Consider the following 19797-nt stretch of genomic DNA (forward strand, 5'->3'; position numbering starts at 1 on the left):
GATGAGACACCCATGACGCCCGTCGAGGCTCTCCGGGAGATCGCCTTCCTGCTGGAGCGCGCGGGCGAGCCGGCCTACCGCGTACGCGCCTTCCGCCGCGCCGCCGCCGTCGTCGCGGGCCTGCCCGAGGAGGAGCTGGTACGGCTCGCGGACACGGGCGGACTGGCCGACCTGCCGGGCATCGGCAAGGTGACGGCCCTGGCGGTCACCGAGGCGCTGGCCGGGCAGGTGCCGACCTACCTGCGCCGGATGCGGGCCACCGAGGGAGCCGACCTCGACGACGAGACGATGGCCCTGAGGGCGGCGCTCAAGGGCGACCTGCACAGCCACTCCGACTGGTCGGACGGCGGCTCGCCGGTCGAGGAGATGGCCGAGGCGGCCCGTGCGCTCGGCCACGCGTACTGGGCGCTGACCGACCACTCGCCCCGCCTGACGATCGCCAATGGCCTGTCGGCCGCCCGGCTGAGGCGGCAGCTCGACGAGGTCGACCGGCTCAACGAGCGGCTGGCGCCGTTCCGGATCCTGACCGGCGTCGAGGTCGACATCAACCCCGACGGCACGCTCGACCAGGAGCCCGAGCTGCTGGCACGGCTGGACGTGGTGGTGGCCAGCACGCACTCCAAGCTGAGGATGAACCGCTACGAGATGACCCGCAGGATGGTGACGGCGATCGCCGACCCGAACGTCGACGTCCTCGGCCACTGCACCGGGCGGATCGTCCGGGGCGGCACCAGCCGCGGCGGGCGCAGGCCCGAGTCGGAGTTCGACGCCGAGCTGGTCTTCGAGGCCTGCCGCCGGTTCGGCGTGGCCGTCGAGATCAACTCCCGGCCCGACCGGCAGGACCCGCCGAAACGGCTGATGCGGCTGGCCTACGAGATGGGCTGCGACTTCGCGATCGACTCCGACGCCCACGCGCCCGGCCAGCTCGACTGGCAGCGGTTCGGCTGCGAGCGGGCCGCGCGGTGCGGCATCGAGCCCGCCCGGGTGGTCAACACCTGGGCGTTGGACGAGCTGCTGGCCTGGACCCGGTGACGCGACCCGTGGCGGTGGCGTGAGACCTCTGTGGCCCGCCGGTGAGGAGCGTCTGACGGGGGCCGCCGCCCGCCCGCCGATTGTCGGTCGCCGCGCGTAGCGTCCCGGTTGTGAACCGTACCGATCGGCTCTACGCGCTCGTCGAGGACCTGCGCGCCATCTCGCCCCGCCACCGCTCAGCGCGCGAGCTCGCCCAGCGGTTCGAGGTGAGCGTGCGCACGATCGAGCGCGACATCACCGCGCTGCAGGAGTCGGGAGTGCCGATCTACGCCGAGCCGGGGCGCAGGGGCGGATACGCCATCGACAGGAAGATGTCGCTGCCCCCGCTCAACTTCACGCCCGCCGAGGCCGTGGCCATCGCGGTGGCGCTCAGCAGGGCCGGCGACCAGCCGTTCGGCCGGCAGGCGCGCAGCGCGTTACGCAAGGTCGTGGCGGCCATGCCGGGGCCCGAGGGCGAGCTGGCCCGGGAGCTCGCCCGGCGCGTCCAGGTGGCCGAGCCGGCCGAGCCAGGCACCGGGGTCCGGCCCCTCGGCGGCGAGGGCGTCTCACGCGCCATCGAGGACGCCCTGCAGCGGCGGCGCGTGCTCAGGCTCGACTACGCCGACGCCAAGGGCGCGCTGACCTCGCGCGACGTCGAGCCCGGCGTGTTCCTGGGCGGGCGCGGCGGGTTCTGGTATCTGGTGGCGTGGTGCCGGCTCCGCGACGACGTGCGGGTCTTCCGGCTCGACCGCGTCGCCGCGGCCACGGTCACCGGCGAGCGCTGCCCCGACCGGCCGCTGGAGGGGTTCGCCACCGAGGTGCCCGACATGCTCGTGCACGGCACCCTGCTCGACTGAGTCACTCGAAAATTCGCTCGAAAACACCGACATAGGGTTGTCGCCTCCCCGGTGGATCCTGGTCCCTGTTCGACGGACAGGAGACGGCGCCGTCCTCCGCGTGGAGACGGACGGCGCCGGCGGCGATCCGCCAGGCGGGCCGGCGTCGCCTGTCCGGACGACACGCCGGGTGTCTTCTCGGGGCTACCCCGACGGCATGACCGGCGGTGGGTCCGCGCGGGCGCCTTCCCCGCCGGCCGGGCTCACACACGGGGCCGCCTCGCGAGCGGTCAGCCCTCCCTGGGCTCGCCGCCGATCGCCGAGCGGCGGCGCGTCCAGGGCTCCCGGTCCGCGCTCGGCCCCGCTAGAACGCGGCCTTCGCCAGCCAGCGGTCGAGCAGGTCGCGGTCGCCGAAGACGGCCAGCGTGTCCGCGAAGCGCCGGCCGTACATCATGAGCAGCAGGTCGCCGGCCGGGCCGCGGACGGCGACGTCACCCTTGGCGTGGCCGGGTTCCCAGCTGACGCGGCCCTCGGGGCCCTGCGTGATGGTCCACTCACCGTCGGTGTCGGTCGCGTGCAGGTGGATCGTGGCGCCGTCCGCGCCGGCCTCGGCCAGGCGGCGCGTGACCCATCGGGCGTGCGGCAGGTTGCCGAGCAACTCCTCGATCCCGTCGGCCGCCACCGGCGCGGGCACCGCCGGCTCCAGGCCGAGCGCGAGCTCCGCGTCGACGCGATGGACCACCAGCTCGTACGCCATCCGCCGCGCCCAGTAGGCGGCCGAGTGGTCGCCGCCCCACGACCACACCGGCGTGGCGGGGTCGGTCGACCGGAGCACGGCCAGCAACCGGGAGGCTCCGGCCGCCAGCCACGCGACGTCACCGCTCTCACCGGGTGCCAGGCCGCCCGGCACGTCGCGCGACCAGATCGGCTCGCTCGCCCGGGTCGTCAGGAGGTGGATCACCCAGCGGTGCGTGCCACCGACGTGGGTGACCAGCTCGGCCAGCGTCCACCCCGGACAGCTGGGCACCGGCGTGCCAGGGGCGGCGCCGGTGACCAGCTCGACGAGGCGGGCGGTTTCGCTTTCCACGAGCGCGCAGTAGTCCTTCACACGCCCGAGACTAGATCAGGCGGCCGCGCAGGAGACGTCCTGGTTCGGCACCTTGCCCTTGAGCAGGAACGAGTTCACCATGCTCTGAATGCACGTGTTGCCCGAGCTGTAGGAGCCGTGTCCCTGGCCCTCGTAGGTGAGCAGGGTGGCGTTCCCGAGCTGCCTGGTCAGGCTGGGCGCCCACTGGTAGGGAGTGGCCGGGTCGCCCTTGCCGCCGACCACGAGAATCGGCGCCGAGCCCTTAGCGTTCACCTTCCTGGCCTCGTTGCTGCCCGCGACCGGCCACGAGGTGCAGATCCCGCCCGCGCCCTCGCTGCCGAACAACGGTGAGATCTTGATCGCCTCCTTCCAGGTGCGCGTCAGCTCGCTCTCGTCGGGCCGCTCGGCGGAGTCCACGCAGGTGATCGCCGGGAAGCTGGACATCTGGGTGGTGTAGGTGCCGTCCTTGGAGCGGCCGGTGTAGGAGTCGGCCAGGTAGATCAGCGCGTCGCCCCGTCCCTTGTCCGCCTGCGCGAGCGCGGTCTCCAGGAACGGCCAGGCACCCTCGGAGTAGAGGGCGGCGGCGAGCCCGGTGGAGGCCAGACCCTGGGTGAGCCGGCGGTTGCCGACCGGCAGCGGCTTGTCGACCAGCTTGTACATCAGCCGCATGACGTTCGCGTCGGCGGCCTTCACGGTGTCGCCGAGCTCGCAGCCCTCCTTGACGCAGTCCTTCAGGAAGCTCTCGTACGCCTGCTGGAAGCCCCTGGTCTGGGCCAGGGTGCGCTGCCTGAACGTGACGGACGGGTCGAGCGGCGCGTCGAGCACCACCCGGCCGACCTTGTTCGGGTACTTGGTGGCGTAGACCGCGCCGAGCTGCGTGCCGTACGACATGCCGAGGTAGTTGAGCTTGGCATCGCCGAGCGCGGCGCGCAACCGGTCCATGTCGCGGGCGGTGTTGCCGGTGCCGATGTACGGCAGGAGGCGACTCGCGTCACGCTTGCAGAGCTCGGCGAACCTCTGGTTGGCCGCCCTGCCCGCCTCACGGGTCTTCTGGGTGGGCGGCAGCGTGTTGAGCTCGACGTACGCGTCCATGTCCGCGTTGCTGCCGCAGCGCACGCCCGAGCTGCGGTCGACGCCGCGCGGGTCGAAGCTGACCAGGTCGTAGCGGGTGCGCAGGGTGTCGAACATCTTGGCCGCCTGGGCGAGGGTGTCGACACCGGAGCCGCCCGGGCCGCCGAAGTTGAACACCAGCGAGCCCAGCCGCTTGCTCTGGTCGGTGGCCGCGATCTTGATCAATGCCAGGTCGATCGTACCGAGATCGGGATTGGCGTAGTCGAGTGGCACGGTGAGTTTCCCGCACCTGACGCCGGGCTCCTGGCGGGTGGGCGGCTCTCCGTCAGGACGGACGATGTCCGTGCACGGGCCCCAGGAGATGGGGTCGACGACGACGCCTTTGGGCTCGGTGTCGGGCGTCGCCGTGCTCACACAGGCGGTGGCGGACACTGCCAGCGTGGCGGCGGCAAGGACATGACGCATATGTGCTCTCCCCCTAGGGCTCTCAAGGGGGGAGGCAGTGCCCACAATACGTGAGGGCCGCCGGGACGGCGACGCGCCGCGAGGGGCGGACGTCCCCGCGCGCGAGTGCGCGGGGACGCCTTTCGCCGGGCTCAGACGCCCATGGACTGGGTGTCGTTGCTCTCCGCGCCGCCGGCCTCGGTCACGCCGTTCTTGAGGTGGTAGCGGGCGATCGCCTCGCGCAGCACCTCGGCGTCGAGCTCGCCGCGCTTGACCAGGCTGGTGAGCACGGCCAGCGTGATCGAGGCGGCGTCGACGTGGAAGTGGCGGCGCAGCGCCGAGCGGGTGTCGGACAGGCCGAACCCGTCGGTGCCCAGCGAGGACCAGTCACCCGGCACCCACTGCGCGATCTGGTCCTGGACGGCCTTCATGTAGTCGCTGACGCCCACGAACGGCCCCGTGGCCTGGGACAGGGCCTGGGTGACATAGGGGACACGGCGCTCGGCGTCGGGGTTGAGCAGGTTGTGCTCGTCGCACGCCAGCGCCTCACGGCGCAGCTCCGACCACGACGTCGCCGACCACACGTCGGCCGACACGCCCCAGTCCTCGGCCAGCAGCCGCTGGGCCTCCACGGCCCACGGCCCGGCCACGCCGGAGGACAGGATGTTGGCCTTCGGCCCCTGGGTCCGCGGCCCGTCGGCGAACTTGTACAGGCCCTTGAGCAGGCCCGCCACGTCGAGGTCCGCGGGCTGCGCGGGCTGCAGGTAGGGCTCGTTGTAGACGGTCAGGTAGTAGAACACGTCTTCGGGCTGATCGCCGTACATCCGGCGCAGGCCGTCCTTGACGATGTGGGCCACCTCGAACGCCCAGGACGGGTCGTAGGACACCGCCGCCGGGTTGGTGGAGGCGATGAGCGGCGACTGGCCGTCCTCGTGCTGCAGGCCCTCGCCGTTGAGCGTGGTGCGCCCGGCGGTGGCGCCGAGCAGGAAGCCGCGGCCCATCTGGTCGCCCAGCTGCCACATCGCGTCACCGGTGCGCTGCCAGCCGAACATCGAGTAGAAGATGTAGATCGGGATCATCGGCTCGCCGTGCGTGGCGTAGGACGTGCCGGCCGCGATTGTCGAGGCCATCGACCCCGACTCGCTGATGCCCTCGTGCAGGATCTGCCCCTGCACCGCCTCCTTGTAGGACAGCAGCAGCTCCCTGTCGACGGCCTCGTAGGTCTGGCCGTGCGGGGAGTAGATCTTGGCCGTCGGGAACATGGCGTCGAGACCGAAGGTGCGGGCCTCGTCGGGGATGATCGGCACGAAGCGGTGGCCGATCTCCTTGTCGCGCATGAGGTCCTTCAGCAGGCGTACGAAGGCCATCGTGGTGGCCACCTGCTGCTTGCCCGAGCCCTTGGCGAACTGCTGGTAGACCGAGTCGGCGGGCAGCTTGACCGGCTTGGCCCGGACCACCCGCTTGGGCAGCACGCCGCCCAGCGCCGCGCGGCGCTCCCGCATGTACTCGATCTCGGGGTCGTTCTCGCCCGGGTGGAAGTAGGGCGGCAGCTCGCCTTCGAGCGCGGAGTCGGGGATCGGCAGGTAGAGCCGGTCGCGGAACTCCTTGAGCTCGGCCTTGGTGAGCTTCTTCATCTGGTGGGTGGCGTTGCGCGCCTCGAAGTCCTTGCCCAGCGTCCAGCCCTTGATGGTCTGGGCCAGGATGACCGTCGGCTGGCCGACGTGCTCACGGGCAGCCTTGAAGGCCGCGTAGACCTTGTGGTAGTCGTGGCCGCCGCGCGACAGCTTGCGGATGTCGTCGTCGGTCAGGTGCTCGACCATCTTGCGCAGGCGGGGGTCGCCGCCGAAGAAGTGCTCGCGGATGTAGCCGCCCGACTCGACGGAGTAGGTCTGGAACTGCCCGTCGGGCGTGGTGTTCATCTGGTTGACCAGCACGCCGTCGACGTCGGCGGCGAGCAGTGGGTCCCAGTCGCGGCCCCAGACGACCTTGATGACGTTCCAGCCGGCGCCCCGGAAGTAGGACTCCAGCTCCTGGATGATCTTGCCGTTGCCGCGTACCGGGCCGTCGAGCCGCTGCAGGTTGCAGTTGATGACGAACGTGAGGTTGTCGAGCTCCTCGCGGGCCGCCAGGCCGATCGCGCCGAGCGACTCGGGCTCGTCCATCTCGCCGTCGCCGAGGAACGCCCAGACGTGGCTGCGGCTGGTGTCCTTGATCTGGCGGTTGAGCAGGTAGCGGTTGAACCGCGCCTGGTAGATCGCGCTGATCGGCCCCAGGCCCATGGAGACCGTCGGGAACTCCCAGAAGTCGGGCATGAGCCGCGGGTGCGGGTAGGAGGGCAGGCCGTGGAAGCCGTGCGACAGCTCCTGCCGGAACGCGTCGAGCTGCGCCTCGTTGAGGCGGCCCTCCAAGAAGGCGCGGGCGTAGATGCCGGGCGCGGCGTGCCCCTGGAAGAAGACCTGGTCGCCCGACTCGCCATGGTCCTTGCCGCGGAAGAAGTGGTTGAAGCCCACCTCGTAGAGCGATGCGGCGGAGGCGTAGGTGGCGATGTGGCCGCCCACGTTGGTGCGGGCGTTGGCGCGGGACACCATGATCGCGGCGTTCCAGCGGATGTAGGCGCGGATGCGCCGCTCGACGTGCTCGTCGCCGGGGAACCAGGGCTCGCGCTCCGGCGGAATGGTGTTGATGTAGTCGGTGCTGCGCAGGCCCGGCACGCCGACCTGGTGCTCGCGGGCGCGCTCCAGCAGGCGGAGCATCAGGTAGCGAGCCCGGCTGCGGCCCTCCGCCTTGACGACGTTGTCGAGGGACTCGAGCCACTCGTTGGTCTCACTGGGGTCGACATCAGGAAGCTGGCTGGGTAGGCCGTCGCTGATGATCGAGAAACGCTGGCGTCCGGAAGCCACTGGGTCTCGCCTTCCGAGGATGACTGGTGTCTGGTCTGGGTCGCCTTCCATCCTGGTCGCTAGTCGTAGAAAGTGCATCTCTACTCGTTGGTAACCAGGACGTCCCTGCTGGCAGGGGGTCATGGGTGGCCTAGACCACCAATGATAGGACGAATCAAGGGGCTAGAGTACAGGGCCGAGGTAATTTAACAAGTCCGGAAAACCTTCGAAAATTCGCCCGCATGCTCCGAGTATCCACCTTCAGCGGGACGGCGTCATCCGGGTGGGGGGTATCGGGCTCCGCGCCGGGGCTCGCCCGGGCCTCTTCAGCTCTCAGCGCAACGTTTCGGTCAGGATTGGGGCTGACTCTCCTGAGTGGAGTGGCGATCCCTCTTTTCGAACCGGCTTCGCCGTACGAGTGTGGAGGCATGAATGCGACGGTTGGCGACCGGCTCCTCGTGCATGGCAACTCCGTCGGCGAGAGAGACCGGACTGGCGTGATCATCGAGGTCAAGGGCGGCGACGGCGGGCCCCCGTACACCGTGAGATTCGACGACGGGCATACCGGGCTGGTCTTTCCCGGGCCTGACGCGGTGGTCGTGCCTCAGTAGGCTGCTTGTGTGAGATCCGAGATCATCTCCGTGGACACGGGCTCGCGCGAGACGGTGCACGACATCACCGCCCAGTGCGCGGAGTTCGCCGCGGCGCAGGCCGAGGACGGGCTGCTGCACGTCTTCGTCCCGCACGCGACGGCGGGCGTGGTCCTCGTGGAGCTGGGAGCGGGCAGCGACGACGATCTGCTCGCCGCGCTGCGCGACCTGCTGCCCGCCGACGACAGATGGCGCCACGCCCACGGGTCGCGCGGTCATGGCAGGTCGCACGTCATGCCCGCGCTCATCCCGCCGTACGCCACGGTGCCGGTGATCCAGGGACGGCTGGCCCTCGGCACCTGGCAGTCGATCGCGCTCGTCGACCTGAATGTCGACAACCCGCAACGCCAGGTTCGGCTGTCGTTTTTGTCCAATTGATACCTGCGAACCACTGCCGTACCCGTGGCGACCGTTGACGACTGAGGGTCACAGCGTGTGGACTGTCCCGAAGCGATAAACCGCATAAGCGGCCACTCAAGCAGGAGGGATAAACGTGAGCGCGACCGCGGGTCAGGCGCAGAGCGAGCGCGGCCTGGCCGAACGACTTGGCCTCAAGCCGGGTCAGGTGGTGCAGGAAATCGGCTGGGACGAGGACGTCGACGACGAGCTTCGCGATTCCATCGAAGACCTGACCGGCAACGAACTGCTGGACGAGGAGACCGACGACGTCGTCGACGTGGTGCTGCTGTGGTGGCGTGACGGCGACGGAGACCTCTTCGACGTCCTCAGCGACGCCATGCGAGCACTCGCCGAAGGCGGCCGGATCTGGCTGCTGACTCCCAAGGCCGGGCGCGAAGGCCACGTGGAGCCGAGCGACATCGGGGAGGATGCCGCTACCGCGGGTCTCTCGCAGACCAGCAGCATCTCCGCCGCCCCCGACTGGTCGGGGACCAGGCTCGTTTCGCCGAAAGGCCGACGCTAGGGAGCCAGTGCGCCGGCCGTACGGCAGGATGAAGTCCGTGATGGAACATCCGGTCGAGGTGGGCGTCCCGGCTCCAGACTTCGAGCTCCAGGACCAGCACGGCACTCCGGTGAAGCTGTCAGGCTTTCGGGGCAGGAAGGTCGTGCTGGTCTTCTACCCGCTTGCCTTCAGCGGGATCTGCCGCAGTGAGCTGGCGGCGCTGCGCGACCTCCCGGGCGACGCACAGGTCCTCACCGTCTCTGTGGACTCGTTGTTCACCCATCGTGCCTGGGCGGAGCAGGAGGGCTACCTGTTCCCTCTGCTCTCCGATTTCTGGCCACACGGACAGGTCGCGCGGGCGTACGGTGTGTTCGATGACGCGAAGGGCGTCGCTCGCCGCGGCACCTTCATCATCGACGGCGAGGGCGTGATCCGGTGGTCGGTGGTCAATCCGATCGGTTCGGCGCGTGACATCGCCGCCTATACCAAGGCGCTCGCCGATATTTCGTAACGGAGGACATCATGCCCTGCTATCGCTGCGGGGCCCGGCAGACCGACCCCGTCCGCGGGGCCAGCCCGTGGAAGCGCGGGGTGCGCCAGGAGGCGCAGGTGCTGATCTGCCCGGACTGTCAACGCCGGCACGATCTCGACCTCGACACGTGCGGCACCTGCCAGTCCACGGCGCTCATCTGCCGGCTCGGTGAGGTGGAATGCCGCTCCTGCGGCACTGTGCGCCTGGCGCGCGCCGACGCGTTCGCCTGCTCGGGTGCGCCGCCCGTGCCGCCGGGGCTGTCGGCCGAGGTGGAGGCCGCGCTCAACCGGGTGCTGGGCCGCGCCTGACCGCCTTGCCGGACATGTACTGAGCTGCGCTATCGTCTCCTTTCGTGTCCGCAACTAGTTCGTTCGTCGTCGGTCTCGACGTCGGAGGCACGTCCATGAAGGGCGGCCTGGTCAGCGAATCCGGCGCGGTCCTGCTGAGCGAGCGGCGTCCCACGCCCCGCGCGGACGGGCCGGACGCGGTCGTGGCCGCCATCCGCGGCTTCATCAGCCACCTGGCGGCCGCCGGTGACGGGGTCCCCGTCGGTGTCGGCCTGGCCGTCCCGGGGCTGGTCTCCGCCGACACCGCCCTCTACGCCACCAACCTCGGCTGGCGCGACGTGCCCGCCACGGCCTTCACCGCGCTGGACATCCCCGTCATGCTCGGCCACGACGTACGCACCGGCGGTCTGGCGGAGAGCGTGCTCGGCGCCGGACGTGGCATCCCCGACTTCCTCTTCCTGCCCATCGGCACCGGCATCGCCGGCGCCATGATCCTGCACGGCGAGCCGTACGGAGGCGCCTCGGGGTGGGGCGGCGAGATCGGCCACATCCCCGTCTTTCCCGAGGGCGAGCAGTGCGCGTGCGGCCAGCTCGGCTGTCTGGAGACGTACGCCTCGGCGGCCTCGGTGGGCAGGCGCTACAGCCTCCGGGCCGGCCTGGAGGGCGTCCGGGCCGAGCAGGTGGTCTCCTCCGACGACCCGGTGGCCGTCGAGGTGTGGGACGAGGCCGTGGAGGCCCTTTCGGTGGCCCTGGCCACCTACACCCTGCTGCTCGATCCGACCATGATCGTGCTGGGGGGAGGGCTGGCCGAAGCGGGGCCGGCCCTGTTCGACCCGGTGCGCACCCGGCTGGTGAAGCGGCTCGCCTTCCGGGACGCGCCACCGCTGGTCCCGGCCGCCCTCGGGGTGGACGCCGGGATGCTGGGAGCCGCCCTGCTGGGCTGGCGGGCCGCCGGACGTCCCGAACTGGGGTCGGGCTGGGCGGTGGATGTGCGGCCGGAGCCGTTGGTGTCGTAAGGTGTAGTGCCGATCAGGGGCGGTTAGCTCAGCGGTAGAGCACTCGCCTTACAAGCGAGGGGTCACTGGTTCGAACCCAGTACCGCCCACCTGTAAAAGGAGCCCTGTTTCCGATCATGGAAATGGGGCTTCGTGCCATTGGCCGGTGTGGGGGATCTTTGAAGATCCGTTGGCGTCTTCAGTGAACTTGACGTTCATTGCGTCGGCGATCTTCCGGTCGGCTTCCGCCGTGCTGTGCTGGTAGATCAGCGCCGCCCGGACGGAGTCATGGCCCATGCGTTGCATGAGATCTTTGAGGATCGCTCCCGAACTGGCAGCGATCGAGTTGCCGTTGAGGGTTGGGTCACCGTCCGTGACCGCGACCTGCCAGACCAGTTCTGCGGTCTGCTTGTCGCGGGCCTGCACGAAGCGCCCGTTGGGCGAGGCGTCGAAGTCCTTGACGGGCTTGACCCGCCGACGAGGTAACAGCCGTGCGGGAAGACGTCGGTGTCACCAGTGCGATAGACAGTCGCTCAGGCCGGCGGCCCGACATTCCTGGAGGATCTAGTGCGAATCATGTGGGGCTGCTTAACCGCAGTCGTGATCGTTCCACTGGTCGGACTGTTCCTGCTGATCATGATCCCGATATGGCGTGATGATGCCCGGCTGGACGCCTTCTACGATCGCGTCGTTGCCTACCCGCTCCCGCCGAACAGCCGAGACGCCTTCTCGATGGATCGCGATGCGACCTTCGGGAAGAACCTGGTCGGGGGCAGCGGGTCCTATTGTGACTACCGGGTCAGGATTACGCTGCAGACGGCGCTTACTCCACAGGAGATCCACCGCCACTACGACAACGCGTCGATCGCCGGAGCCGAGTCAAAAGCGATGATTTCCCTGTACTTCAGAGACGAGGACTCTGCTGGCGGTCGCCGGGTCATCGTCGAGGCGTACGACTCCCATGACTGGGATGGGGATTGGCGCTGCTACTAGCGCAGCAGCTTGCGGACCGCGTGCAGCCGGGCAGTCATGCGATCGGATACGCGTCTTTCAACTCGTGCCGGTCGGCGGGCAGCAGGACCTCCACGACGGCCAATGGCCGGCCGGAGGCATCACGGGCCGCGCCGAAGACAGGCAGGAGCGGCCGGTTCTTCGGCATGGCCAGTTGCTTGGCTTCGTCGGTCGAGGGCATGCGGGCTCGATGCGCCCCTGAAGAGCCTGCACAAGCTGTGCACACTTCGGCGGCACCGACTCTAGCGGCATCACGACCGTCCAACGCCCGACAGGTTGTTTTACCAAGTTTGGGCGTAACCGGCTTGCCGTCAGCTGTCCACGTGGTTCGCGGAAGCGGGAAGTCGAACGTAGAGAAACCGGCAGGCAGCGCAGTGGCCGGGCTGGGAAGGGCGCCGTGGGGGCTGCCACTGCAACTGCCTGCCGGGCGAGGCGCGACGAGACAAGGTGGCGGCGACCCTTACCCCTCCGGTAGGGACCACGCTTGTCTCGCCGCGCCGGTCATCACCTGGCGATGTACTCAGCCAGGAGCTTCGCCGCGCCTGCCGGGTCGCTGGCCGGGTGCCGTTGCTCGGCGTTCTGCCAGGAGTAGTAGGCCCCGCCGAACCCGACGAACACCCACACCGGCATCCCCGGCTCCAGCTTGTGCACCATGAGCGCGGTGTTGTTATCCCGCAACTCGGCATTGACGCCGAGGTTCGTGAGCTGGTCGCGCAGCCGGACGAGCATGTCGCCCTCGTCCCGGTTCGGCGGGAAACCGGCCACCGCCGTCTGCATGATCGAATTCATTTTTCCGCTCCCTTCGGCCCGGCCGTCTCCGAGTCAGTCGAGACACTCCCGCTCCTCACTTGAGATCTGATCTCCGTCGGTGTCGCCGATGAGGAGCGCACGGCGCGAGTCGCGCAGCTTGATCCCGCGCCCCCGGCAAGCAGGGCAGGGCGACGTCTTGCTTGTCTCGTCTGGCCGGATCACCGTCGCCATCTCCTCGTTCATCCGGCGTTCCCTATGGCGGGAGGCCGCGTGACGTACCGTGGTTGACTGATGACAAGTCCACCGGCAACCGCGACTGAGCAGAACCCCTGAACGGCCCACTTGTTTTCCCCTTTCGAGCCCCCAGCCGGGAGGAAGGCCCGCAGATGCCCGACTACATCCCGAACGTGCGGCTACGTGCCTGGCGCAACGAGAACCGACTCACCCGTGCGGACATGGCCGACCGCATCAACGCCACACCGATCGGCGTCGCCGAGGGACTGGCGTGTGACGAGGAACGGGTTCGGCGCTGGGAAGCCGGTGAGGTCCGGTGGCCGCGTACGCCTTACCGGCTGGCGCTCACCCAGCTGACCGGCCTGGAGCCGGAAGTGCTCGGGTTCACCCAGAACAGGCAGACAGGGAGCCGTCTCGTCGAGGCTCACGTGATGCCCATGGATGCCCTGCGGGCCGAGGCGGACCTGTACGGGACCATGCAACTCGCACAGCAGCTCCAGGCGTCCGATGTGGGGAGCGGGACGTTGGAAGCTCTGGCCGAGGCTGTCGATCTGCTGTGTCGCGCCTACCCGGTCGTGCCCGCCGGAACGCTGCGGGATCGCACACAGAAGCGCCTGGCCCAGATCAACCATCTACTCGCCGGGCGCCTCACGCTTGACCAGCACCGCGAATTGCTCGTGATCACCGGATGGCTAACTGCCCTGCTGGGATGCGTTCACTACGACCTGGGCGAAAGAGAAGAGGCCGAGACCGCTCGACGTACCGCGTTCGAGATGGGTCGCCAAGTCGGGCACGGCGAACTCATGGGATGGGCACACGAGATGTCGGCGTGGTTCGCCCTCGTCGAAGGCCGCTACGAAGACGTCGTCACCGCCGCTCGCATGGGCCAAGCAGTGGCCGGCCCCAGCAGCGCCATGGTCCAGCTCACCCTTCAAGAAGCCCGTGGCCTAGCTCGCGTCGGCGACCGTCGCGAAGCCGATCGTGCCCTGACTCGGGGAGCCGAAGTGCTCGGAAGTCTGCCCATGCCCGACCACCCAGACCACCACTTCGTCTTCGATCACGCTAAGTGGGTCTTTTACGCTGCCACCTGCTACACCTGGCTCGTCGACGATGACCGAGCCGAAGAACACGCCCGCGAAACCATCCAGATGCACACTCGCCCAGACGGCACCTCCAATGCCCCCATGCGAGTTGCCGACGCTCACATAGACCTCGGCATCGTGCACGCCCGACGAGGAGATCTTGACGCCGCGGTAAACCACGGAATGGCAGCATTCGACATTGACCGACGATCTCTCACCGACCTCGTAAACAGGGCTGGAGATCTCAACCGAGTGCTACGTCAACATCATCGGCGAGAAGCGCTCGCTGAGGAATTCCACGAACGGTTCCTTACTGCTCGTCGGGCACTCATCGCACACCAGCATGAACTTCTGGACTAATTATGAAGCAATTGTTTGAATCACAGTTGCAATAGCGCTGATGCCGCTTAACGCCAGAGAAGCTACCGTCCAGCCGTCATAGTCAAACTTTTGCTTAGCCATTCTAACTTTCGAGCGGAGCTGAAGCTTCAGTAGGCGCCTTGCTCCCACAAAGTATGCGATGCATCCAGCAAGGCGCCACCAATGGTCCGTCCGAAGTGTTATGCCGGATTGGCGCAACTCCTCCTTGCTAGAAAATAGGGGGGTGCCCATGAAGTGATCGGCAATCAGATTCAAGGGCAGAAGCGCAAAGGCGAAGGCTGCCACGTAGAGCGCAACGATGCCGACTAGGACCACATTGGCCGGAACGTCTTTTCTGGACGGAATCGATGGGCGAAATTCCCAGATGGTGTCATCCCTGCGCCACCAGCGATGCTTTCGCGAGGCCGCGATTTGCACTCCTCTGGCCCAAGCCCTGGAAAGGATTGGCCGACGCAGTGCTAGAAATTCTGCGAGCTCTTCATATCGTCCTAATGCCCAGGTGGCATCTTCTGACTCTACGGCGAAGGTCGTCCAGGTCTCTGGGCCGATTGAAATCTCTACAAACCTGCGAGTGGATTCCTGTCTCGCCACGAGAGTTAGTCTGTCTAGACTGGCGGCATCTTTGACTTCGATCAGGAGTTCATTCAATCGAGTGGTATCTATCTTTACGCCTGGAGGGCGATATCGAATTTCGAATGTAGGGTTATTGTCAAAGTCGCGACACGCGAGTTCCCATAGCTTTTCGAGATCATCGAATGTTGGGCGAAAGCCCTCTATTCTGCCTTGTCGCTCCAGCATTTTGGTCACATCAGGATCATAATTATGCATTCCGGTATTCGCTCGAACTCCTCAAAGCTGTGACCAAATAGTCACCGAACTGGACGCAGTGGGGGCCTCTCTTGGGCTGGATTTCTGCCGAATTACTCTCGTATAGATCAAGGCGGCGACGCGGCGCGCCGCCGTACCTCGGCCCTCCGCCCGCCCGCCGTCCGGGCGTGCGGCCTGGGGGCCGGTCCCGGACGGCGGCGGGGCTTGGCGAGGCGGCCGTTGCCGTAGACGTACGGCGTGACGGACATGCCGTCGATCTGGACGGGCGTGTGCGGGAGCGCCGGCATCGGGGCGGGTGGCACCGGCTGGACCGGGGCGAGGATCTTGACCGCCACCGTCTTCTGGGCGGGCTTGAGGGTCGGGTCACCGTCCATGACCGCGACCTGCCAGACAGTTCTGCGGTCTGCTTGTCGCGGGCCTGCACGAAGCGCCCGTTGGACGAGGCGTCGAAGTGGCGGTCGCCGGGTCATCGTGGAGGCGTACGACTCCCCATGACTGGGATGGGGATTGGCGCTGCTACTAGCGTGCAGCAGCTTGCGCACCGCGTGCAGAAGGCACGGAACACCAGCGGTCAGAGCATGCCTCCGGCGGGGGACTCCGCTCCGGGATGATCGGCGTACGCGTTTAATCCGGGGCAGTTGGTTGAGGTGGAAACCCGATCTTCCCGCCCGCCACGTCCCAGGCAGAGCCCAGCACATCAAGGCCAGGGGCCAAGTTCGTTCGTCCAGTAGGGCGCTCCACCTTGACCCCTGGCCTTGATCCGCTGCATTGCATGTTGGACGAGGCAGACGGGAAGATCGGGCAGGGCGGAGCGCGAGGAGAGGGATTCCTGCCGTTCGATCCCATGTGGGATGCTCTCCGCCGTGACCGAGTCCGAGGATCCCCAGCCTTACCGTTCGCCGACCAATGCCTCCGAGGACTATGAAGCGGTCCGAACCATTGGGACTGTCGCCGTGGTCGCCGGTGTCGCCATATCGTTCGGGATTCTGATCTTTGATGAACGATCCCCCTCGTGGCCATGGCTCGTTGGTCTATGGATCATGGCCCTGATCGGCGTTGGCTTGCGGATTGAGGCGGGGGTTCGTGAGCGTCGACGCTCTTGAGCACTGGCGTTCATCGCGTTGGCGATCTGCCGGTCGGCTTCCGCTGTGCTGTGCTGGTAGATCAGGGCTGCTCTGACGGAGTCGCGTCCCATGCGCTGTATGGGATCTTTGAGGCTCGCGCCGGAGCTGGCGGCGATCGTGTTGCCGGTGTGTCGCAGGTCGTGGAAGTGCAGCCCCGAAAAATTGATCTTCCTGGTGCTCTTGTCCCACTTGGCCGCGCGCCGGAAGTTGCTGCGGCGCAGGATGCCGCCTCGGGAGCCGGTGAAGATCAGGGCGTCGGCCTCGGGCTCGGTGAACTGGTCGAGGTGGTCGCGGAGTGCACGGGTGATTGCTTCCGGGATGGCGACCGTGCGGGCTCCGGCACGGGACTTGGGCGGGCCGACGAGGAGTTCGCCCGTGTCGAGTTCGACATGCTGTTGCCGAACGCTGACCGTCCGGGCCGCGAGGTCCAGGTCCATCCGCCGCAGGGCCGCTACCTCACCCCATCGCAGGCTGGCGAAGGTGGCGAGAAGGACCAGGGCGCGGAGACGTACGGGCATCAGGTCGGCCAGCTCGAACACCTTCGCCACGGCGGGGCTGGTCATCGGTGGCCTCCCGCGTCGGCTGGAGGGAGGCTGCGGTGTGTGATCTCATCGCCGCGGTCACGCGCGTTGAATTCGTAAGGTCGACTGGGATGATCATGGTGGTTTGAGAGTCAGGCCGCCCTGTCCAAGGCGGCCGGTGATCAGAGGAGGCCGGTACTGGATCTTCTTGAGTTTGCGCTTGACGATGCGGACCAGGCCGGGGACGTCAGCCACGACGAAGTTGCCGATCGAGCGTTTCAGCGGCCAGGCACGGCTCGCTCCAACTCAATCAGGGCCAGTGGGGGACCTTCGTCGAAGTCGTGGTCGTGGGTCCTGCCGGTCTCGGCGAAGCCATTCTTGGCGTAGAAGCGGCGCGCTTGGGCGGAGTCCCGGAGCGTCCACAGATGCACGTCGTCGTACCCGGCGTCTCGCACTCGGTCCAAGACGGCCATCAACAGGAGCATCGCGATGCCGCTGCCCCAGACCTCAGGGTGGGCGAAGAAGGTATGGATCTCCGCGAGGCCGGGGCGGGAAGTGGAGGCCCCGAACCGGGCGAAGGCCCCCGGCCGCTCGTTCAAGCGTGCCAGCAGGATCGTGTCCACGCCCTCGGCCAGAATGCCGTGCCACTTGGTGCGCCGCTCCTCGATCCCGGCCGCAGCGACCTTCGGCGTGCAAAACGGGCCGTGCGAGACGCCCCAAGACAGGGCGTGGATCTCGCCGAGGATGTCCCCGTCACCGGGTTCCGCGGGGTGGACCGTGATCGCATCAGGCATGGCGTAGACACTACAAGTAGCGGGCAGGCGGCAGTTCTTCGCGCTGTATAAGCGCTGGCTTCTCCGTGGTGATCAGCCTCGATTGAGGCACTCTCGGTGACCACCGTGTTGGAGTGATCGCCGAGACTTGACGGTTTTGGTGTCGCCCTTCTGCCGTACGGATCGCCAGACGTAGACCGCGAAGTCGTCGTGCTCCCAGCCGGTCTGAGCCACCGGTAGCCAGGCGGCACAGTCCTCGTCGTATGCCACGACGTGACCGGCCAGTCGAGGATGCCGTGGATCAGCCTGAGCGACCGGGTGCCCAGTTCGCCCGTCTTGCCAGCGAGCCACTTATCGGTGTCCTCTACTGAGAGATCGCGTAGCCTGCGCGCCCCGAGAGCAGGAATCACGTGCTTGTCGGCATAGGTGGTGTACATTTTCACCGGTTGACCTCCTTGACGATGGTGCGCGGGTGCACCGAACTCGTGGCGTAAGGTCGAGGCTGTGAACGATCAGCAGGTCCCGCCGTTCGCCGAGGCCCGTGCCGCCGCTGGCGCCCTGTTCTTCGATGACAGTGGTCGTGTGCTTCTCGTCCGTCCTACGTACAAGCCCTCCATGGACATCCCGGGCGGGTTCGTCGAGCCGGGGGAGACCCCGCACGAGGCGTGCATCCGAGAGGTGCAAGAAGAGCTGGGCATTCAGCCGGCCATCGGCCGTCTCCTCGTGGTCGATTGGGCGCCTCTCCCGGAGGAGGGCGACAAGGTGCTGTTCGTGTTCGACGGCGGAACCTTGGACGGCGAATTGCTCAAGCAGATCACGTTCGTGGACAACGAGTTGAGCGCCTACGAGTTTCATCCTGTCGAGGAACTCGACGGTCTGCTGATCGAGCGGCTTGCGCGTCGCCTCAGAGCCGCCGCCACTGCCCGCGAGCTTGGCAAGACCGTCTATCTGGAGTACGGCCAGGCCGTTCCCACTGAGTGACTATCTGAGTGACCATCTGAGTGACAACGGCCCGGGACGAACGTGGACGGTCGAGGACCGGGGCGGAACGTTCGCCGAGGTGAAATCCCGAATCAAGCGAGGTTCCACATTCTCCTGGCGAGCCTTACAAGCGAGGGGTCACCGGTTCGAACCCAGTACCGCCCACCGAAGAAGGGGCGCGAATGTGAAGACGGCAGGTTCGGAGCCGGGCGCGGTCAGCGGCATGATCCTCACCCTTCTGGCGATCATCTGGTGCGTCGGAGTCCCGGTGTGCCTCTGGCAGATGATCGGTGCCTCGCTGGGATATCCCGAAGGCGACCGCGAGGGCACGAAGGCGTGGGAGACCGCAGCCATCGTGATCTCGGCCGGCGCGCCTGTCCTCGCGACTGGCATCTGTGTCTTCACCGGCAGGGTCGTGCGCGCGTGGATCCTCGGCCTCATCGCAGTGGCGATCGCCGGGTTCGTCGCGACGGGGCTGTACCTGGACGCGCGCCAAGCGGAGCTGCGCCGGCCTCCGCCCCCTCTGCCGTCCGGCTACTGCGCTGAATACAGCGGTGGTGACAGCGACTGTCCTGGCGGGTAGGCGTGGAACGAGACGAGCGAGCCTGCCGCGCCGCCGCCCGGATGGCCGCATCGGTGGGCTCAACCGCACTCGCCACGGGGCCGCGGGTCACCGAGGCCGGGGGCCCTTCTTTCTGCGGCCGGCCGGCGCGGCCCGGCGGCCCGAGCTCTTCTGTGCGGGTTTCGGTGCCTGCCGCGGTGCCGGTTTCGCCGAGGGGGAGGCGGGGGTACGGCCCCGCGAGCTGTTCGCGGTCCGCCCGCGGACGATGCCGATGAAATCCTCCACCAGGTCGGTGGTCGCGTCCGTGGGCCAGGCCAGCGCGACCTGAGACTGTGGCGCGTCCGGCACCGGCCGGTACGTGAGATCCCTGCGGTGGTGGAGGCGTGCCAGCGACTGCGGGACCAGGAGCAGCCCGCTGCCGGCCGCCACCAGCTCGACCGCGTCCGCCGTCGTGGCCGGGCGGGTGAACGCGGGCAGCCCGGGCCGGGCCGCCCACTCGATGGTGTCGTCCAGGGGATGGAACACCTCGTCGTCGGTCAGGTCGGCGATGGTCACCTCGTCGGCGGCGGCCACCGCGTGGTCCTTGGGCACCACGACCACCGTGGTCTCCACGTAGAGCGGGATCACGCTGAGCCCGTCGCGGTCGACCGGCAGCCGGACGAATCCGGCGTCGGCGCCGCCGTCGCGCAGGAGTCGCACCACCTCGGCGGCGGGAACCGTGACCAGGGTGATCGGCACGCCGGGCATCCTCTCGGTCCAGACGTTGACCCATTTCGCGGGTGTCACCCCAGGTGCGTACGCCAGCCGGAACACTCCGCCGATCTCTCCATCAGTCACGTCCACAGGGTATCGATGGC

Annotated in this window: 24 protein-coding genes and 1 tRNA gene; 13 read left to right on the forward strand and 12 right to left on the reverse strand. The window is 67.9% G+C overall.

What is annotated here, in order from left to right; translation table 11 throughout:
• The first annotated feature begins 12 nt into the window (after positions 1-12).
• Both AC5L3X_RS13905 and AC5L3X_RS13910 read left to right on the forward strand, forming a co-directional pair.
• Positions 13-1032: a PHP domain-containing protein gene (locus AC5L3X_RS13905; RefSeq protein ID WP_494857336.1), complete on the forward strand. Its 1020-nt coding sequence runs from the start codon at positions 13-15 to the stop codon at positions 1030-1032.
• Between the two features lie 110 nt (positions 1033-1142).
• Complete coding sequence (locus AC5L3X_RS13910; RefSeq protein WP_494857337.1) at positions 1143-1868, forward strand: helix-turn-helix transcriptional regulator; 726 nt, start codon at positions 1143-1145, stop codon at positions 1866-1868.
• Between the two features lie 343 nt (positions 1869-2211).
• Here the strand turns inward: AC5L3X_RS13910 and AC5L3X_RS13915 are convergent, their stop codons facing one another.
• The 3 genes from AC5L3X_RS13915 to aceE all read right to left on the reverse strand — a co-directional run bounded on the left by AC5L3X_RS13915 (position 2212) and on the right by aceE (position 7349).
• Positions 2212-2955, reverse strand: coding sequence for a maleylpyruvate isomerase family mycothiol-dependent enzyme (locus AC5L3X_RS13915; protein WP_494857338.1), 744 nt, complete (start codon positions 2953-2955; stop codon positions 2212-2214).
• Positions 2956-2970: 15 nt separating this feature from the next.
• Positions 2971-4470: an alpha/beta hydrolase gene (locus tag AC5L3X_RS13920; protein WP_494857339.1), complete on the reverse strand. Its 1500-nt coding sequence runs from the start codon at positions 4468-4470 to the stop codon at positions 2971-2973.
• A 131-nt stretch (positions 4471-4601) separates the two neighbouring features.
• Complete coding sequence (gene aceE / locus AC5L3X_RS13925; RefSeq protein WP_189128161.1) at positions 4602-7349, reverse strand: pyruvate dehydrogenase (acetyl-transferring), homodimeric type; 2748 nt, start codon at positions 7347-7349, stop codon at positions 4602-4604.
• Positions 7350-7756: 407 nt separating this feature from the next.
• Between aceE and AC5L3X_RS13930 the strand changes: the two genes are divergently transcribed.
• From AC5L3X_RS13930 to AC5L3X_RS13960, 7 genes are all read left to right on the forward strand, one after another.
• Positions 7757-7939, forward strand: coding sequence for a DUF1918 domain-containing protein (locus AC5L3X_RS13930; protein ID WP_189128162.1), 183 nt, complete (start codon positions 7757-7759; stop codon positions 7937-7939).
• Between the two features lie 9 nt (positions 7940-7948).
• A complete protein-coding gene (locus AC5L3X_RS13935; RefSeq protein WP_494857340.1) occupies positions 7949-8356 on the forward strand; it encodes a secondary thiamine-phosphate synthase enzyme YjbQ in 408 nt (135 codons plus the stop codon).
• 115 nt (positions 8357-8471) lie between these two features.
• Positions 8472-8900: a DUF3052 domain-containing protein gene (locus AC5L3X_RS13940; RefSeq protein WP_189128164.1), complete on the forward strand. Its 429-nt coding sequence runs from the start codon at positions 8472-8474 to the stop codon at positions 8898-8900.
• 40 nt (positions 8901-8940) lie between these two features.
• Positions 8941-9390, forward strand: a complete 450-nt coding sequence (locus AC5L3X_RS13945) for a peroxiredoxin (RefSeq protein ID WP_189128165.1) — start codon at positions 8941-8943, stop codon at positions 9388-9390.
• Positions 9391-9401: 11 nt separating this feature from the next.
• Complete coding sequence (locus AC5L3X_RS13950) at positions 9402-9719, forward strand: hypothetical protein (RefSeq protein WP_189128166.1); 318 nt, start codon at positions 9402-9404, stop codon at positions 9717-9719.
• A 44-nt stretch (positions 9720-9763) separates the two neighbouring features.
• Entirely contained in the window at positions 9764-10714 is a 951-nt protein-coding gene (locus tag AC5L3X_RS13955) for an ROK family protein (protein ID WP_494857341.1), read from the forward strand.
• A 17-nt stretch (positions 10715-10731) separates the two neighbouring features.
• Positions 10732-10803: transfer RNA gene (locus AC5L3X_RS13960), tRNA-Val, on the forward strand.
• Positions 10804-10828: 25 nt separating this feature from the next.
• Here AC5L3X_RS13960 and AC5L3X_RS13965 read toward each other — a convergent pair.
• Positions 10829-11119 carry a hypothetical protein gene (locus AC5L3X_RS13965; protein ID WP_494857342.1) on the reverse strand — a complete coding sequence of 97 codons (291 nt, stop codon included), beginning with the start codon at positions 11117-11119 and terminating at the stop codon, positions 10829-10831.
• Between the two features lie 174 nt (positions 11120-11293).
• Between AC5L3X_RS13965 and AC5L3X_RS13970 the strand changes: the two genes are divergently transcribed.
• Positions 11294-11686, forward strand: a complete 393-nt coding sequence (locus AC5L3X_RS13970) for a hypothetical protein (RefSeq protein ID WP_189128167.1) — start codon at positions 11294-11296, stop codon at positions 11684-11686.
• A 34-nt stretch (positions 11687-11720) separates the two neighbouring features.
• Here AC5L3X_RS13970 and AC5L3X_RS13975 read toward each other — a convergent pair whose 3' ends face one another.
• The 3 genes from AC5L3X_RS13975 to AC5L3X_RS13985 form a co-directional block, all read right to left on the reverse strand.
• Positions 11721-11885: a hypothetical protein gene (locus AC5L3X_RS13975; protein WP_189128168.1), complete on the reverse strand. Its 165-nt coding sequence runs from the start codon at positions 11883-11885 to the stop codon at positions 11721-11723.
• A gap of 323 nt (positions 11886-12208) precedes the next feature.
• Positions 12209-12493 (reverse strand): hypothetical protein, encoded by a 285-nt coding sequence (locus AC5L3X_RS13980; protein ID WP_189128169.1) that lies wholly within the window; start codon positions 12491-12493, stop codon positions 12209-12211.
• 33 nt (positions 12494-12526) lie between these two features.
• Positions 12527-12697 (reverse strand): hypothetical protein, encoded by a 171-nt coding sequence (locus AC5L3X_RS13985; protein ID WP_189128170.1) that lies wholly within the window; start codon positions 12695-12697, stop codon positions 12527-12529.
• 143 nt (positions 12698-12840) lie between these two features.
• Between AC5L3X_RS13985 and AC5L3X_RS13990 the strand changes: the two genes are divergently transcribed.
• Positions 12841-14130 (forward strand): NsdA family TPR-like regulatory protein, encoded by a 1290-nt coding sequence (locus AC5L3X_RS13990; protein WP_494857343.1) that lies wholly within the window; start codon positions 12841-12843, stop codon positions 14128-14130.
• Here AC5L3X_RS13990 and AC5L3X_RS13995 read toward each other — a convergent pair whose 3' ends face one another.
• The 4 genes from AC5L3X_RS13995 to AC5L3X_RS14010 form a co-directional block, all read right to left on the reverse strand.
• A complete protein-coding gene (locus tag AC5L3X_RS13995) occupies positions 14131-14958 on the reverse strand; it encodes a hypothetical protein (RefSeq protein WP_494857344.1) in 828 nt (275 codons plus the stop codon).
• A 128-nt stretch (positions 14959-15086) separates the two neighbouring features.
• On the reverse strand, positions 15087-15353 hold the full coding sequence (locus tag AC5L3X_RS14000; RefSeq protein WP_494857345.1) for a hypothetical protein: 267 nt from the start codon (positions 15351-15353) through the stop codon (positions 15087-15089).
• Positions 15354-15898: 545 nt separating this feature from the next.
• On the reverse strand, positions 15899-16666 hold the full coding sequence (locus AC5L3X_RS14005) for a site-specific integrase (RefSeq protein ID WP_494857346.1): 768 nt from the start codon (positions 16664-16666) through the stop codon (positions 15899-15901).
• A 236-nt stretch (positions 16667-16902) separates the two neighbouring features.
• A complete protein-coding gene (locus AC5L3X_RS14010; protein ID WP_494857347.1) occupies positions 16903-17418 on the reverse strand; it encodes a GNAT family N-acetyltransferase in 516 nt (171 codons plus the stop codon).
• Positions 17419-17901: 483 nt separating this feature from the next.
• Between AC5L3X_RS14010 and AC5L3X_RS14015 the strand changes: the two genes are divergently transcribed.
• Both AC5L3X_RS14015 and AC5L3X_RS14020 read left to right on the forward strand, forming a co-directional pair.
• Positions 17902-18378: an NUDIX domain-containing protein gene (locus AC5L3X_RS14015; protein WP_189128175.1), complete on the forward strand. Its 477-nt coding sequence runs from the start codon at positions 17902-17904 to the stop codon at positions 18376-18378.
• A gap of 184 nt (positions 18379-18562) precedes the next feature.
• Positions 18563-18961: a hypothetical protein gene (locus tag AC5L3X_RS14020; RefSeq protein WP_494857348.1), complete on the forward strand. Its 399-nt coding sequence runs from the start codon at positions 18563-18565 to the stop codon at positions 18959-18961.
• Positions 18962-19048: 87 nt separating this feature from the next.
• Here AC5L3X_RS14020 and AC5L3X_RS14025 read toward each other — a convergent pair whose 3' ends face one another.
• Positions 19049-19777, reverse strand: coding sequence for a LysR family substrate-binding domain-containing protein (locus AC5L3X_RS14025; RefSeq protein ID WP_494857349.1), 729 nt, complete (start codon positions 19775-19777; stop codon positions 19049-19051).
• Between the last annotated feature and the right edge of the window lie 20 nt (positions 19778-19797).

This window comes from Nonomuraea sp. CX421 (assembly GCF_059358955.1).